Origin of the sequence: Massilia alkalitolerans DSM 17462 (assembly GCF_000427785.1) — a bacterium.
Classification (GTDB): Bacteria; Pseudomonadota; Gammaproteobacteria; order Burkholderiales; family Burkholderiaceae_D; genus Telluria; species Telluria alkalitolerans.
In genome coordinates this window covers 267,350-283,027 of sequence record NZ_ATYR01000003.1, presented here as the reverse complement: position 1 = coordinate 283,027, position 15,678 = coordinate 267,350, and the positions used below count along the sequence as shown (strand labels likewise).

Here is a 15,678-nt window from a genome sequence, read left to right as displayed (position 1 = left end):
GTGTTGCCCCTCAAGTTCCCATCGGGAGCGCGCTTAGACGACAGCGCGTGGGCGAACTTTAGGGGTAAAAAAATTATTTTTCGCGCTTCAGAAAAGAAAAGGCCGGACGCGCAATGCGGTCCGGCCTTGACAAGGAGTTAATAAAAACTCAGGTGCGTAGCAAACAATACAATTTATCCAGGCCTGCCCAGCCACTCTCATGCAGCGACGTATGCAACTGCCGGGTATAGCCGTTGTCGTGCTGGAAGCGGCGGCAATGCAGGTGAACGACCGAAATCAGTTCGGAAACGGAGACCGGCTGATCGGTATTGCAATAGCTCGCCAACAAAAAGCGCAGCAGGCCGAAGCGTGCCACCAGGTGCAGGTAGCTGTCATACGGGTCCGGTGCGCTGAACGGGAAGAAATGCATGAACATTTCGTTCGCCAGGTAATTCTCGAGCATGAACGGCGCATCTTCCAGCACACGGTCGAGCTGGTCCAGGCCGGTGCGGTAGGCGGCCACCAGGCCCTCAGCGCTGGTTTGCCCGCTGTCGTCGGCGCCCATGCGCGCGGAGAGCTGGCGGATGACGCCTTGCTGGAAGCGCGACGGCGTATCGAAGCCCTTGGCGGCCCACAAGGTGGCGAACACCATGGCTTGCGCCGTGTGATTGGGCTGGATCGCATCGAGGGCGGCCAGCGCCGCGCCGCTTTCCACGAACCCGATGAACTGCTCCAGCATGGCGGGCAGTTCGGCCTGCCGGCCTTGTGCGCAATGGCGCGACAAGTCGTCCGTGAAGACGCCCAGCAGCGCCAGGCGCTGCCAGAGTGCCAGCTCGCGGGTGCGCAGGAGGTTCAGACAGAAAATCCGGATCTCGTTCATCGTCGCCATCGACAGGCCGTAGCCGGGCTCGAGCTTGCTGACCATGGCTTCGCGCAGGCTCACGCTGCCTTCGACAAAGTCGAAGGCGTCTTCCGCCAGCAAGGCCTGGCGCGCGGCTTCCGGGCACGAGAGCGTCAAGGCCTGCTCCATCTGCCCATCCACCTGCCGGGTAACCCGAGGATAGGTAAAGCACAGATCGGAAATATAGGATTCGCCCAGCTGCGCGTGGATCGAACACAGCCCGTCCTTCATGACCGGGCACTTCTGTTCTTCTCCTTCCGGCAGGATGGCGGCGTAGGCGATGCTGCCGAGATTATTCTCCGTGCGAACCAGGCTCTTCGACAGGGTCTTGCCGAGTTCGTGCGCGGAATCCTGGCGGTAGGCCTTGTAGGTCTTCTTGTCGATGTGGATGGGCCAGCTCGAGCAGCAGGTGTCCTCGCAGGTCGGGCCGAGGCAGCGGAAGCGCTCCACATAGCGCGGAATCAGGGAAGGGTAGGTGCGGGTGCGGTGCAGGATGGCCATGGTCTGGGGGCGAATAGATGAGCGTGCAACAGCAGAGTATACGAGGGCGCCGCCGGGGCGATTGGCCGATCACCTCGCGATTCGTGCCGCAATTCTCGGCTTGGCCCGGAAGATTAATCGGCCACCACGACCCGGTTCTTGCCGCTCTGCTTGGCCTGGTACATGGCGCGGTCGGCCCGGGCCACCAGGCTGGCCTGGTCCTCGTTCGGGATGCGCAGGGCCACGCCGCAGGAGAAGGTGATCAGCATCTTCTCGTTGTCGTGCAAGAAGAAATGGCGGGTGAGCTCGCGCTGCACGCGTACCATCGCCGCCGCCGCGGCGTCCACCGGGGTTTCCGGCATCAGGATCACGAATTCCTCGCCGCCGAAGCGCGCGATCACGTCCATCGAGCGCAGGGTGTCGCGCACCACCTTCACCAGATGCTTCAGGGCCCCGTCGCCGGCCAGGTGGCCGTAGGTGTCGTTGAGCTTCTTGAAATTGTCGAGGTCGAGGATGGCCACGCACAGCGGCGTGTTGCGGCGGTCGGCGCGCGCGCTCTCGCGCTCGAACACGTCGTCCAGGCCGCGACGGTTCAGGCTGCCCGTCAGCTGGTCCTCGCGCACCAGTTCGCTCATGTGCTGCAGTTCCGCTTCCAACGTGCGGATGCGGTCCTCGGCTTCCTGCACCTCGCGGTGCACGGCCACCATGCGGTCGCGCGAGGCCAGCGCCTCGTCCTGGGCGGTGCGCATCTCGCGCAGCACTTCCTCCATCACCTCGTTCAGCTCGTCGATGTTGGCGGCGCGGCCGATCCGGTCGGAATAGCCGGCCAGCCTGGCATGGTGGTCTCCGGTCGAGGCCGCCACAGAGCCGAGGCGGTCGATGAAGGTCATCATCATGTTCTTCATCGTCGCGCGCACGTCCGAGATGCTGTGACGCAGCTGGCCCTGCTTGAGGATGACGTCCTTCAGGCTGCGGGTCGCGTCTTCCAGCGAGCGCACGTCGAGCGGGCCGGCGATCAGGTCCTGCACGGCGGCGATCTGGCCGCGCATCCAGCTGTCATCGTCGAGCAGTTCGTTGACGTTGTCGAGCAGCAGGCGGAACAGGCGCAGCAGCAGTTCCTGCTGCTCGGCGCTGTCGCCGCTGCGAAGTTCGATCTGGTAGCACAGCTGCTTCAGGCGCCCGGACAATTCGCCCAGCTCCTCGCCGCGCGCCAGCCGGACCGCCCCGCCCAGCGCTTCCGCCTCCTGGACCAGGGGCGGGCTGCCGGCCAGCAGGGTGGCCAGCGCATAGGCCAGCGAGCGGCCCAGCATCTCGCGCAGCTGGCGCGCATCGGGGTCCTCGTCGCCCAGGGCCATCACCGGCGTGTTGCGGCGCAGGTGGCGGTCGGCCATCTGGCTCAGCGCCTGGGCGTAGCCGGTCCAGTCGGCGGTGCGGGCGGCGCGCAGCATGCGGCGGCCGGGTTCCGAGACTTCGCCGGGCGTCTCGCTCAGTCGGCGCGCGAAGCTTTCCAGCACCTCGGCGGCGGGATTCAGGACCGGAGTGGGCGGGGCGGGGGGAACGCCGGCGATCTCGTCGTAAATGGCTTTATAGGCGTCCGGCGTCGGCGCGATGCGGCGCGTCGCCAGGCGCCGGAAGGCTTCGCGGGCAATATCGGCGGGATTCTGGCCGGTGCCGGCCGGCGGGGACGAGATGGACATGGCTGTCAAGACACGGAATGCTGTTGAGCGACATGATAAGCAGCTTCTTTGCCAATCATCAATTAAAAAACAGCAACAAACTGTGTTATTTCTGTACTTCTACAACAGATATGAAACCTGCAAGCTTCCGCAAGAAGCTCTTGTAGGGTGGTCGGCTTCGCCGACCGCGCGTTCAAATCACTGGAATATTGCCTGCTCGTTTGTTCAAAGTCTGGTTGAACGCGCGGGCGGGAGACCCGCCCACCCTACGAAAACCATCAGCCTACCAACTGGTTGCGGATCGCATAATGGGTCAGCTCCGCACTGTTCTTGAGCTTCATCTTCGCCAGCAGCCGGGCCCGGTATTCGCTCACCGTTTTCACCGACAGCGACAGTTCGCGTGCGATGTCGCTGACGGTCATCCCGGAGGCGATCATGGTCAGGGTCTGGTATTCGCGGTCCGAGAGGCTGTCGTGCAGCGGCGCCTCGTGGTCTTCGCCGACCTGGGCCGCCAGGGTCTGGGCCAGGGCGGCGCTCACGTACTTCTGGCCGGCGGCCACCTGGCGGATTGCGGTGACCAGCTCGCGCGGGGCGCTCTGCTTGGTCATGTAGCCGGCCGCGCCGGCCTTGAGCGAGCGGATCGCGTACTGGTCTTCGCGGTGCATCGACAGCATCAGCACCGCCAGCTCGGGCCGGTCCTTCTTGATCTGCTTGAGCACGTCGATCCCGTTGCGGTCGGGCAGGGAGATGTCGAGCAGCATCACGTGCGGCCGCGCCTTGCCGACCAGCTTGACGGCATCGAGCCCGGTTTCGGCCTCGCCGGCGACGATGATGTCGCGCTGCTCGGCCAGGATCTGCTTCAGGCCCTCGCGCACGATCGCATGGTCGTCGGCGATGAATACCCGGATTGTTGCCTTGTCACTCATTGTTCTGTTGCCAGCCTGGTCTTGATAGTCAGCATCGTGCCACCTCCGGGCGCGGACGACAAGGCCAGCGTTCCCCCGAAAGCCTTGGCGCGCTCGCTCATGCTGTGCAGGCCGAAGGAATGCGGCTTGAGGCGGTCGGCCGGGTGGATGCCGCGGCCGTTGTCGCAGATCGTCAGGGTCAGATGGGCGCGCTGGGGCCGGAGCAGCACCGTTACCCGGGTCGCGTGGGCATGCTTGGCGATGTTGGTCAGCGCTTCCTGGAAGATGCGGAACAGGGCGGTGGCGTGGTCGTCGTCGAGCAGGAGTTCCTCCCCCTCGTCCAGGGGGCAGCGGAAGATGCAGACGATGCCCATCTGCTTCTCGAATTCGCGCGCCTGCCACTCCAGCGCGGCCACGATGCCGAGGTCGAGCATGGTGGGACGCAGGTCGAGCGAGATGCGGTGCACCGCCTCGATGGTGCGGTCGACCAGGTCGTCGAGGTAGTTGGCCTTTTCCAGCAGGGCCGGCTGGTTGTCGGGCAGGCGCGCGGCCAGCATGGCCAGCGCCATCTTGATGGCCGTGAGGTTGCCGCCAAGGTCGTCGTGGATCTCGCGCGCGATGCGCGCCCGTTCCTGTTCCTTGACCTGCTCGATGTGGTCGGTCAGTTCGGCCAGCCGGGCGCGCGAGCGCATGCTGGCTTCCTGTTCCTCCTTGCTGGCGCTGATGTTGGTCATGATGCCGTCCCACTGCACCGCGCCGCCGTCGACGGGATGCGGCGTGGCGCGCAGGTTGATCCACTTGACGTCCTTCCAGGCGTCGATCCAGATCCGGCCTTCCCAGTTCCAGACGCTCATGGCGGCGCCGGACGCCGCCATCGATTCCTGCCAGCCCTTGCGGTCTTCAGCCAGGATCAGTTGCTCGAACAAGCCCGCGTCGCGCTGCAGTTCCAACACGGACAAGCCAAGCAGGGCGGAGCAGCCCTCGCTCAGCCAGGGGAAATCCTGGCGCCCGTCCGGATACACTACGAACTGGAACACCAGCCCCGGAGTATGGCGCACGATGGCGTCGAAGCGCGCCTGCGACTGGGCCAGCGCCTGGGCGGAGGCCTGCTCCAGGCTGAGGTCGTCGGCAATCGCCAGCAGCAGCGAGCGGCCGTCGCGCACGATGCGCAGGAAGCACAGCCGCACCGGATAGCTGCTGCCGTCGAGACGCCGCAAGCGGGTGCGCAGGCTGACCTGGGCGCCGACTTCTTCGCCCAGCCCGGCCAGCAGCTCGCCCAGCGCGGCGCGGTCGAGGCCGGGCGCGAGGGCGTAGATGTTCATCGCCTCCAGTGCAGCCGCCTCCATCCCGAGATGCAGGCGCGCGGCCTGGTTGGCGTCGATGACCCGCAGGGTGGCGGCGTCGAGCAGGAAGATTTCGGAAGCGGCCGCCTGCATTTCGGCGGCCAGGGCAAGGATGGGACTCATGGAAGCTCGGTTTCTGTCTTGTCTTGGTGGCGCGCCTGCCCGCGCGCTGCGAATCGTGACCTGACGCGGGTCTTGAGGCGGCGCAGCACGCGCACCAAGTGGCTGGGCTGGCGCCCGGCGTGGCGCAGCAGCCGGCGCAGGCGGCGCCGCGCATCGGCCATGGCCGCGCGCACCCGGCGCCAGAAGCCGCTGGCGCGCAGGGCCGCCAGCAGGCGGTCTTTCAGCCGCAGGAAACCGCCGTGCCAGCGCGCGAACCAGGCGAGGGTGAGCAGGGTGGGCAGGGTCAGCACGTAGACGCGCGCCACCACCACGGCGCCCCCCAGCTTGGCGGCCACGAAGCCGGCCAGGCCGGCCAGCGCATGGCCGTGGGCGATGGCGAGCAGGGCGAGCAGCTTGACGGGCAGGAGCAGCAATCCGGGCAGCACGAAGGCGCACAGGGCGGCCCAGGCGGGCAGGCCCCGGACGCGCGCCTCGAGCCGGCGCAGCGGCGGCCAGGCGGCCATGCGCGCGGCGGCGCGGCTGCCGACATCCCAGGTCCAGGCCTCGGCGAGCAGCACCAGCGCCGCCAGCTGGACCAGGGGCGCGAGCAGCCGGGATCGTGCGTGTGCTCGTTTCATGGAGTACATGATACGGGAAGCGTGAGCCGGCGGGCGCTGCTTGCCGTTACAATAAGATGATGAACAAGGCATTCGTAAAAGAGTCCGACAACGAGGACGACGACGCCGAGGCGTTGGCGCTGGCCCAGGCAATTCCCGCCGGGGCCAAGAACTACATCACCCCGGCCGGCTATGCGGCCATCAAGGACGAGCTGCTGCAGCTGATCGACGTCGACCGGCCCGAGGTGGTGCGGGTGGTGCACTGGGCCGCCTCGAACGGCGACCGCTCGGAGAACGGCGACTACATCTACGGCAAGCGCCGCCTGCGCGAGATCGACCGCCGCATCCGCTTCCTCACCAAGCGCATGGATTCGGCCTTCGTGGTCGACCCCAGCGTGCATCATGGCAACGACCAGGTCTTCTTCGGCGCCACCGTCACCTACCTCAACAAGGCAGGCGAGGAGCACACCGTGACCATCGTCGGGGTCGACGAGCTCGACCCGCTGCGCGGCAAGATCAGCTGGGTCTCGCCGGTGGCGCGCGCGCTGACCAAGGCGCGCGAAGGCGATGTCATCACGCTGCAGACGCCGCTCGGAACCGACGAGCTGGAGATTCTTTCAGTGGAATATCCGGAACCGGTCACCGACTAACAGCGCCTGGCAGGTTTTGCCAGGCGCTGGAGGTGGTAAGATGGACGATTCGCCGCTTACCGAGCACCATGAACCGTTCCAACGATTCCGCGCGCGACACCGACGTACTGGCCGCGTTGCGGACTGCGACTGCCTCGCGGCACGAGCGGCTCGACAGCGGCCTGCCGCTGTCCGCACCCCTTCCTTCCCTCGACGATTACGCCGCGCACCTGCACATGGTGCGCGACTGGCTGGCGCCGCTCGAGCGCTGGCTGGCCGGCTTTGCCGACGGCCCCCAGGCCGAAGCCACGCTGCCGCCTACCGAACGCCTGGCCCTGATCCAGGCCGACCTTGCCGAGCCGCGCATGCCCGAGGTCCAGCCCCTGCGTCCCGCCCCCGCCTGGCCAACGGATGCCAGCGCCGCCTGGCGCTGGGGCGTCGCCTACGTGATCGAAGGCTCGCAGCTGGGCGGCGCCGTCCTGTACGGCAAGCTGGCCGGGCCGCTGGCCCCGCATCCGCTGCGCTACCTGCGCGGCGACGAGGGCGGCCCGGGCCTGCGCTGGCGCGCCTTCATGGGAGCGCTGCGTGCGCACGTCACCGGCCCGGTGGAAATTGCCGAGGCCTGCGCCGGGGCCTGTGCGGCCTTCGATGCGATCCTTGAACTGGCGCAGCTGGAAAAAAATTAAAAATATTCGGGCGGCGATGTCGATTGCCTGCCTTCCTGATCGTCGTAGTGTCAACAACCAACCAAACGGAGGATGCGATGCGATTCATGATCTTGCTGAAGGCGGACAAGCACAGCGAAGCGGGTGAAATGCCTGACGAGAAACTGCTCACTGACATGGGCAACTTCAACGACGAGCTGATCAAGGCCGGCGTGATGCTGGCCGGCGAAGGCCTGCACCCGTCCTCGCGCGGCGCACGCGTTCATTTCGATAAAAATGGAAATGTCCGCGTGGTCGACGGCCCTTTCGCCGAAACCAAGGAATTGCTGGCCGGCTTCTGGATCTGGAACGTCCAGTCGAAGGAAGAGGCGATCGCGTGGGTCAAGCGCGTCCCGATGCCGATGGCGGGCGGCGAAGCCGAGATCGAGATCCGCCAGATCTTCGACATGGAAGACTTCGGCGAGGCCATGACCCCGGAACTGCGCGAGCAGGAAGAGCGCCAGCGCGCCGCGCTGGCCGGCTGAGCCTTTACTGTGCCTGGGGCTCCGCTGGGGGCTCCCACAGCTCGACCTTGTTGCCCTCCGGGTCGATGACCCAGCCGAACTTGCCGAATTCCGAGTCGTCGGTCTGGTCCATGACATTGCAGCCTTCCTCGCGCAAGGTCTGCAGCAGGGCGTCCAGGTCGGCGACCCGGTAGTTGATCATGAAGTTTGCCTTGCCCGGGGCGAAGTGTTCGTTGCCGGCCTGGCCGATCGACCAGATCGTGACCCCGCCGTCCGGCTTGCGCGCCGCATCGTCCCAGGTAAAGGCGGCGCCGCCCCAGTCCAGCACGTCTACACCCAGATGCCGCCCATACCAGGCGCGCAGCGCCACCGGGTCTTGTGCGTGGAAAAAGATGCCGCCGATGCCAGTAACCCGCTTCATGTACTCTCCGATCTGGGAACGCTGTGTGCGTGGGAAGGCCAACAGTAGCATCAGGTGCTTCCTGTTGGCAATGCGGCAGGCCCCTGTCGCATTGCACCGGAATACGTAATATCCCTGAGTTGCGCAATTGCCGCATTGCACCATCATTGCCGTTTGGCAATGTTATTCTCCGTAGTCGCGTCGATGGCACCCTTGGTACCAAGGCAAGCAAGGGCATCCGGCCCATCTGTGTTCATACCTTGACGGCATTTCGTCACATCCGGAAGGAATCCAGCAGTGAAAAACCTCAAGATCGGTGCCCGGCTCGGCATCGGGTTCGCCGTCGTCCTGTCCCTGTTGCTCGTCGTGACGCTGACCGCGCTGGCGCGCATGCAGTCGGCGGGCGACCTGACGCACCGCCTGGTGAACACCAGCATCAAGAACCAGCGCAACGTGGCGGAGTGGGGCAAGCTCATCGAGCTGAACAGCGCCCGGATCGAAACCGTGTTCGTGGCCACCGACCCGGCCGTGTACGCCGACATGGCGCAGCGCATGCAGGCCGTCTCGGCCCGCTCGAACGAACTGCAGAGCGCGATCGAAAGCTCACTGCGCAATGAAGGCGTCAAGGAGCAGTTCAAGGTCGTCAAGCAGGAACGGGTCGGCTACCTGGCGGCGCGCGACGCGCTGTTCAAGGCGAAGCTGGACGGGGACCACGCGCTGGCAACCACGATCTATCGCGAGCAGATGCTGCCGCATACGAAGCGTTTCCAGGACGCCGTCGCCAAGCTCGCGCACATGCAGATCACCGCGGCCGACGGCGTCGCCAGTTCCATCCTCGATTCCTATGCGGGCACGCGCGTGCTGCTGCTCTCGCTGGGCATCGCCGCCATCGTCTTCGGGATCGCCTGTGCCTGGCTGATCACCCGTTCGATCACCGTGCCGCTCCGCGCGGCGGTGGCGGTGGCGGAAAAGGTCGCTTCCGGCGACCTGGCCAGCCGCATCATGGCGAACAGCCGCGACGAAACCGGCCAGCTGATGCGGGCACTGGGCGCGATGAACGACAGCCTGGCCGGCATCGTCGGCCGCGTGCGCGCCGGCACCGGCACCATCGCCTTGGCATCGGGCGAGATCGCGGCCGGCAACCAGGACCTGTCCGCGCGTACCGAACAGCAGGCCAGCGCCCTGGAGGAGACTGCGGCCTCGATGGAAGAACTGACCTCGACCGTGAAGCAGAACGCGGACAACGCGCGCCAGGCCAACCGCCTGGCCGGCGAGGCCGCCATGATCGCCGGCCAGGGCGGCGAGATGGTGGCCGAGGTGGTCTCGACCATGGGCGCCATCAACGAAGCCTCGCGCAAGATTGCCGACATCATCGGCGTCATCGACGGCATCGCCTTCCAGACCAATATCCTGGCGCTGAATGCGGCGGTGGAAGCGGCGCGCGCCGGCGAACAGGGCCGCGGCTTCGCGGTCGTGGCGACCGAGGTGCGCAACCTGGCCCACCGCTCGGCCAGCGCCGCCAAGGAGATCAAGGCGCTGATCGACGACTCCGTGTCGAAGGTCGCGGAAGGCAGCAGCCAGGTCGACCGCACCGGCGTGACCATGAACGAGATCGTGCGCAGCATCGGCCAGGTGACCGTCATCATGAACGAGATCGCCAACGCCAGCGAAGAACAGCGCGCCGGCATCGAGCAGGTGAACGGCGCGATCGTCGAGATGGACCGCGTGACCCAGCAGAACGCGGCGCTGGTCGAGGAGGCCGCCGCCGCCGCGGTGGCGATGCAGGAACAGGCGGCCGAACTGGCGCAGGTGGTCGGCACCTTCCGGCTGGAGCGCGACGGGCATGCGGCGCGCCCGCAACCCACTGCACGCGGGCAGCTTGCCCTCCCGGTGCAGGCCTGAACCCCAATCCCGCTGCGCACGACTCCCTTGCCGGAATTTGCCAAGCGATGTGGATTGCTCCACACTGGCGCCCAACGACAACGGTTTCGAAAGGACGCAGCACATGGGATTTTCCCTTGCCTGGATCGCGATACGCGGCAAATCGAAAGACGACATCCTTGCCCAGCTGTCGCTGGCCAATACCGGCGAGCCCGATGAGGTGAACGAGAGCCCGGTCTCCGGCGCGGACCTGCCGGGAGGCGGCTACCTGCTGGTCTTCAATGACATGGCGCACCCGGCCACCCAGGCCGAGGGCATGGCCCGCCTGTCCGCGGGCTGCGAGGCGCTCGGCTGCCAGGTCGAGGAACACGTCATGGCCAGCGCCGCCTTCCAGTACAAGGATGGGGCCAAGCTCTGGGACGTGGTCCACCTGTCCGAAGAAGGGCTGTACCACCTGGCGGTGGACGGCACGCCGCCCGCGCTGCTTGACACCATCCACGCCGAAATGAAGGCGACCCAGGACGAACAGGGCGGCGTGGACGCCGACGTGGACTGCCTGTTCGAAGTGCCGCTCATGCTGGCCACCGCCTTGTGCGGCTACCGCCACGACGAGGCGGCGCTCATGTCGGGGGAAACGCTCGACTTTACCGAACTGGTTCCTGCCACGCCGGGCGCAGGCCGCCGGCACTGAGGCGGGTCTTCAGTCGCAGACGGCCTGTCCCGCCTGCGACTGCGCGGCGTCCGCCAGGATGCGGTCGAGCGCCGCGATATCGATCGGCTTGACGAAGTGGTGGTCGAAGCCGGCCGCGAAGGCCTTGTGCTGGTCGTGCATCTGGCCGTAGCCGGTCAGCGCGACCAGCACCGCGCCCGCGCTGCCGGGCGCAGCGCGCAGGCGGCGCGCCAGTTCGTAGCCGTCGATATCCGGCAGGCCGATGTCCAGAATGTAGAGCGGCAGCGGATTGCGCAGGCTTTCGTCGAGGGCGCTATGGGCGTTGGCCATGACCGTGACATGGTGCCCCTTGGCCTCCAGCAGGTGGGCCAGCGAGCGCGCCGCATCGACATTGTCGTCGACGATCATCAGGTGCACCGGCGCCGCGCCTCCGCGTGCGGCTTCGTGCGGCGCGCGCGCCTGGGTGGCGCGCTCGGCATGCAGGGGCAGGGTGAGGGTGAAACAGGCGCCTTTGCCGATACCGTCGCTGTGCGCGCTCACCTGTCCATCATGCATGGTCATGATGCTGCGCACCAGTGCCAGCCCCAGTCCCAGGCCGCCCTGCGAGCGGTCGGCCGAGCGCTCCGCCTGCCTGAACAGGTCGAATACATGGGGCAGCAGTTCCGGATCGATGCCGATGCCGTTGTCGGATACGGCAAGGACCAGCTGCTCGCCCTGCGTTTCGACCATCAATGCGATCCTGCCGCCCGGCGGCGTGTATTTCGCGGCATTGGTCAACAGGTTGGCGATGACCTGGACCAGGCGCTTCTTGTCCCCGAGGACGACCGCCCTGGACGAGCGCAGGTCCAGCGCGAGCGCATGCTTGCGCGAATCGATCAGGGGCTGCGCCTGTTCGATGGCGCTCTTGACCACCGCGTCGATCTCGACCGGTTGCCGGTCGATCGTTACCAGTCCCCGGGTCACGCGCGAGACGTCCAGCAGGTCGTGGATCAGCGACTTGAGGTGGTCGGCCTGGCGGATGATGATGTCGCCGGTGCGCTGCACGCTCGCGTCGTCCCGTCCCGGGAGCCTGAGCATGTGCGCGGCCGCGACGATGGGCGCGAGCGGGTTGCGCAGTTCGTGGGCCAGCATGGCCAGGAATTCGTCCTTGGCGTTGTTCTGGTTCTCGGCCGCGCGCCGTGCGTCCCGTTCGCTGCGCAGCAGCTGCTCGCGTTCGCGCTCGAGGCGCCGGCGGGCCTCGTTCTCGGCTTCGAGCTTGGCGCCCGCATCGTGCAGGGCACGCTGCAGCACGTCGGCTTCGACCACCCCCGAAGGCTGGACGACCGGCATCTTGCCGAGTTCGAGGGACTTGGCGGCATCCAGGGCGAGGTCGAAGGAAGCGCTGAGCCGCCGGGCGAACAGGACGATGCCGAGCAGGGCGCTGCCCAGGGCGAACAGCAGCACGCACCCCGCGATCAGGGTGGCGGTGCGCGCCGACCGGTTGATTTCTTCTTCCGGCGCGGCGATGGCGACGGTCCAGTCGGCGCGGGTGGTGTGGGTAAAGGTATTGTAGGCCCAGAATCCGTCGCGCGTCAGGTTGATCAGCCTGCCGCTGGCGCGCTCGCGCGAGGCCTTGTACAACTCGCGCTTGACCGGCTTGCCGACGAATTCCGTCTCGCGCAGGTTGCGGGCAATCGAGATGCCGTCGTCGCCGAACACGCCCACCACCCAGTTCGGAGGCAGTTCCTGGCGGTGCAGCAGGGCGGTGATGTGGCTGACGTGGAAGGTGTGCGACAGCAGGAACTGGCGCCCGCCCGCGCTTTTCACGGGCAGGTTGACCGACACGACCTTCCACTTGCCGGCGCGGCCCTCGCGCAGGTTCGTCACGCTTGGCTTCTGCAGCGCGATCGCCTGCGGTACCCAGGCATTCGGTCCTTCGTCGAAACTGGCGCCGTAGGGATGGTGGGTGTGCATCAGCATGCTGCCGTCGGCGCCGTAGAGCACGGCCCAGGAATCCGGCGAGGTGATCGTTTTGCGCATCAGCTCGTACAGGGGCGAAAAATCTTCCCTGGACATCTGGTCGGTCTGGCCGATCACGCGCAAGGCGCCCTCGGCGCGGACCAGCTCCTTGTCGATCGACAGCGCGATCGAGCGCGCGCGCGCTTCCACCGTCAGCAGGCGCGCTTCCTTCTCCTCTTCCAGCAGGAGGTTCAGGCCCCAGGCCGACAGCGCCAGTAGCGGCACAAGGACGGTCAGGACGATCGCGGCAAGGTAAGTACGCGTCTTCATGCTGTTCTCTTGGTGTAAGCAAGGGATTCTAACAGGCAAGTGCAGGCCTGGCCTTTGTCACGCGTCGCTTCCTGGTGCTATTGCGCTCGCTTGTCCAGCAAGGACTGCACCAGGCGGTCGATTTCGGCGAGTCCCGCGGGCTTGGTCAGGTGCGCATCGAAGCCGGCGGCCCTGGCCCGGGCCTGGTCCTCTTCGGAGCCCCATCCGGTCAGCGCGGCCAGGAAGGTAGGCGCGCAGCCGGGAAGATTGCGCAGTGCGGCGGCCACTTCGTAGCCGCTCAGGCCCGGCATCCCGATGTCGAGGATGGCGAGGTCGTAGCTGCCGCCCTGCGCCTGCGCCAGCGCCTGGCGCCCGTCGTGGACGACGTCCACCTCGTGGCCGCCGGCTTCCAGCAGGGCCATGAAGGTCGTGGCGGCGTCGACGTTGTCGTCGGCAACGAGGATCTTCAATCGGCCTGCGCGGCGGACCTGCGTGCCGGCAGGCGGCTCGGCGCCCATGGGGTCATCCGCCGCACCGCCGCTGGCCAGCGGCAGCTCCACCACAAAGCTGCTGCCCTTGCCCTCGCCGGGACTCTCCGCATGCACCGCTCCCCCATGCATCTCGATCAGGCTGCGCACCAGGGACAGGCCGATGCCCAGGCCGCCCTGCGCACGCCCCATGTTGCGCGATACCTGGCTGAACATGTCGAACACGCCGGGCAGGGCGTCCGCAGGGATGCCGATGCCGGTGTCGGTCACGGCCACGCGCACGCTGCGTTCGTCGTGCTGCACCGCGATGCCGATCGTTCCACCGCCGGGCGTATATTTGGCCGCATTGGTGAGCAGGTTGCTGAACACCTGCGCCAGCCGGATCGGGTCGGCGTGCAGCACCAGCGGCGCGTCGGGAAGGGCGAGGTCGAGCCGGTGCCCTGCCGCCTCGATCGCCGGCAGGGCCGAGTCGACCGCATTGGCGATGGCGTCGCGCAGTGCGATGCGTTCGCGTTTCAGCTGCACCTTGCCGCTGTTGATCCTGGCGATGTCCAGCAAGTCGTCAATCAGGTGCACCAGCTGGTTCAGCTGCCGGTCCATCATCTCGTAGACCCTGGGCGGCGGCTTGCCGCCGGCGAGCTGGATGAGTTCCAGGCCGGTACGGATCGGCGCCAGCGGATTGCGCAGCTCGTGCGCGAGCGTCGCCAGGAATTCGGTCTTGCGCCGGTTCTCGGTGGCCAGGTCGTGGGCCAGGCTGCGCAGATCGTCGCGCGTGCGCCGCGCGTCGGTGACGTCGTTGAACAGGACCGCCACCTTGCCCTGCTTCGGATCGCCCACGCGCGTGGCGTAGATGTTGAACCAGCGGCCGATCGGCGATCCTTCCTCGGCCAGGCGCAGCGGCCTTCCCGTCAATGCCACGCTGCTGTACAGCTCGGCCCAGTGGGTATCGTTCGACTCCGGCACCAGTTCGCGCACGGTCTTGCCGCGCGCGTTCTTGAGGCCGGTCTGGGCCTCGAAGGCCGGATTGATGTCGAGGAAGCGGTAGTCGACGGGTTTGCCCGCTTCGTCGTACAGCACCTCGACGATGCAGAAGCCGTCGTCCATCGAGGCGATCAGCTTGCTGTAGAGCTCGGTCGTGGCGCGCTGTTCTTGCTGGGCCTTGACCTGCTGCGTAATGTCGAGCGTGTAGTGCAGGACGAAGATCAGCTGTCCTGCCGCATCGAACACCGGCGCATTGACGGCGTTCCAGTAGCGGTTCTCCCAGGATTCGCTGCCGTCGGGCTGCCTGAGCTTGATCGGATAATGCTGGGCCGTCATGGTCTGCGGCTGGCCGGTGGCGATGGCCAGCGCAATCGATGCCTTCAGGGCCGCGGCAATCGGGTCGTCCGGGCTTTCCCCGGGCACGTCGAAGGCGGCGAACAGGCGCGTTCCCAGCAGCTCTTCCCGGCTGCGCGTGCTGGTCTGCAGGAAGGCGTCGTTGACCGCGACAAAGACCGGGTCATCCGACGGAGAGAACAGGGCAGTGGGAATCGTGGAGCTGTTGAAGACAGCTTCGATCTGGTCCAGCGAAAGCATAAGTCCGGATGCCTGTGAGGAAAAAAGTCATCATACAGCTTCCGGACAGCATCGCGAGCGGCAAGACCTTACTCGCGGTAGGTGATCTTCCCGCTCAGCTTGATGGTACCGGCGCCGGTCAGCAGTGCCTGGCTGCCGGTGAAGTCGCCGCCGCCGGAAGCCCGGTGGTAGCGTCCGGTGCCGCCGATGATCTGGAAGGTGGCATTGCTGAAGGCAACCTTGCCGTCGCCGGTCGGGACCGCCTGGCCGCTGTAGTTGGCGTAGATCACCTCGCCGCTCCCGGTGAGAAGGGTGATGCGACCGTCGCTGAAGGTGAGCAGTGGGCCGTTGGGCGTGACGCAGTCCCTGCCCATGAAGGCGACCGGGCCGAGGGCCGGATCGTTGCCGTGCCCGACCAGCGTTCCGCCGAGCTTCGAGGCGCAGCGCAGCGCCGGGCCCAGCACTTCATGGATGACCCCTTCAATGACCAGCGGCTTGGTGACCAGCGAAGCGGCCGAGGCGGTCGGGGCGGTGAAGCTTGCGCCCAGCAGCAGCGACGCGACAGCAAAACGGAGGGAGGATGTGTTCATGTAAGCGCTCTCGTGGTGGACATTGTCCAAATATTAATATGGACAAGC

General features: G+C 66.6%; 14 protein-coding genes. 5 read left to right on the top strand and 9 right to left on the bottom strand.

What is annotated here, in order from left to right:
• Positions 1-148 precede the first annotated feature (148 nt).
• From fliB to YWC_RS0105190, 5 genes are all read right to left on the bottom strand, one after another.
• Complete coding sequence (gene fliB, locus YWC_RS31465) at positions 149-1,381, bottom strand: flagellin lysine-N-methylase (RefSeq protein WP_027864417.1); 1,233 nt, start codon at positions 1,379-1,381, stop codon at positions 149-151.
• A gap of 113 nt (positions 1,382-1,494) precedes the next feature.
• Positions 1,495-3,057 carry a GGDEF domain-containing protein gene (locus YWC_RS0105205; protein ID WP_051306237.1) on the bottom strand — a complete coding sequence of 521 codons (1,563 nt, stop codon included), beginning with the start codon at positions 3,055-3,057 and terminating at the stop codon, positions 1,495-1,497.
• Positions 3,058-3,314: 257 nt separating this feature from the next.
• Positions 3,315-3,962: a response regulator gene (locus tag YWC_RS0105200; protein WP_027864415.1), complete on the bottom strand. Its 648-nt coding sequence runs from the start codon at positions 3,960-3,962 to the stop codon at positions 3,315-3,317.
• The gene (locus YWC_RS28390) at positions 3,959-5,407 is read right to left on the bottom strand and encodes a PAS domain-containing sensor histidine kinase (protein WP_027864414.1); all 1,449 of its coding nucleotides are present in this window, start codon (positions 5,405-5,407) and stop codon (positions 3,959-3,961) included. Before YWC_RS28390 ends, YWC_RS0105200 begins: the two co-directional genes overlap by 4 nt.
• Complete coding sequence (locus YWC_RS0105190) at positions 5,404-6,024, bottom strand: hypothetical protein (protein ID WP_027864413.1); 621 nt, start codon at positions 6,022-6,024, stop codon at positions 5,404-5,406. Before YWC_RS0105190 ends, YWC_RS28390 begins: the two co-directional genes overlap by 4 nt.
• Before the next feature lie 59 nt (positions 6,025-6,083).
• Between YWC_RS0105190 and greB the strand changes: the two genes are divergently transcribed.
• The 3 genes from greB to YWC_RS0105175 all read left to right on the top strand — a co-directional run bounded on the left by greB (position 6,084) and on the right by YWC_RS0105175 (position 7,821).
• On the top strand, positions 6,084-6,653 hold the full coding sequence (gene greB / locus YWC_RS0105185; RefSeq protein WP_027864412.1) for a transcription elongation factor GreB: 570 nt from the start codon (positions 6,084-6,086) through the stop codon (positions 6,651-6,653).
• Positions 6,654-6,721: 68 nt separating this feature from the next.
• The gene (locus tag YWC_RS0105180) at positions 6,722-7,318 is read left to right on the top strand and encodes a biliverdin-producing heme oxygenase (protein ID WP_027864411.1); all 597 of its coding nucleotides are present in this window, start codon (positions 6,722-6,724) and stop codon (positions 7,316-7,318) included.
• Between the two features lie 77 nt (positions 7,319-7,395).
• Positions 7,396-7,821: a YciI family protein gene (locus YWC_RS0105175; RefSeq protein ID WP_027864410.1), complete on the top strand. Its 426-nt coding sequence runs from the start codon at positions 7,396-7,398 to the stop codon at positions 7,819-7,821.
• 4 nt (positions 7,822-7,825) lie between these two features.
• On the opposite strand, the gene YWC_RS0105170 is transcribed toward YWC_RS0105175, so the two are convergent.
• Positions 7,826-8,221 (bottom strand): VOC family protein, encoded by a 396-nt coding sequence (locus YWC_RS0105170; RefSeq protein ID WP_027864409.1) that lies wholly within the window; start codon positions 8,219-8,221, stop codon positions 7,826-7,828.
• A 276-nt stretch (positions 8,222-8,497) separates the two neighbouring features.
• On the opposite strand from YWC_RS0105170, the gene YWC_RS0105165 reads away from it, so the two are divergent.
• Positions 8,498-10,102 carry a methyl-accepting chemotaxis protein gene (locus YWC_RS0105165; protein WP_027864408.1) on the top strand — a complete coding sequence of 535 codons (1,605 nt, stop codon included), beginning with the start codon at positions 8,498-8,500 and terminating at the stop codon, positions 10,100-10,102.
• A 103-nt stretch (positions 10,103-10,205) separates the two neighbouring features.
• On the top strand, positions 10,206-10,772 hold the full coding sequence (locus tag YWC_RS0105160) for a hypothetical protein (RefSeq protein WP_027864407.1): 567 nt from the start codon (positions 10,206-10,208) through the stop codon (positions 10,770-10,772).
• 9 nt (positions 10,773-10,781) lie between these two features.
• Here the strand turns inward: YWC_RS0105160 and YWC_RS28385 are convergent, their stop codons facing one another.
• The 3 genes from YWC_RS28385 to YWC_RS31460 all read right to left on the bottom strand — a co-directional run bounded on the left by YWC_RS28385 (position 10,782) and on the right by YWC_RS31460 (position 15,630).
• Positions 10,782-13,019, bottom strand: a complete 2,238-nt coding sequence (locus tag YWC_RS28385) for a hybrid sensor histidine kinase/response regulator (protein WP_051306236.1) — start codon at positions 13,017-13,019, stop codon at positions 10,782-10,784.
• 77 nt (positions 13,020-13,096) lie between these two features.
• The gene (locus YWC_RS28380; protein ID WP_051306235.1) at positions 13,097-15,061 is read right to left on the bottom strand and encodes a PAS domain-containing hybrid sensor histidine kinase/response regulator; all 1,965 of its coding nucleotides are present in this window, start codon (positions 15,059-15,061) and stop codon (positions 13,097-13,099) included.
• Between the two features lie 68 nt (positions 15,062-15,129).
• On the bottom strand, positions 15,130-15,630 hold the full coding sequence (locus YWC_RS31460; protein WP_027864406.1) for a hypothetical protein: 501 nt from the start codon (positions 15,628-15,630) through the stop codon (positions 15,130-15,132).
• Positions 15,631-15,678: the final 48 nt, after the last annotated feature.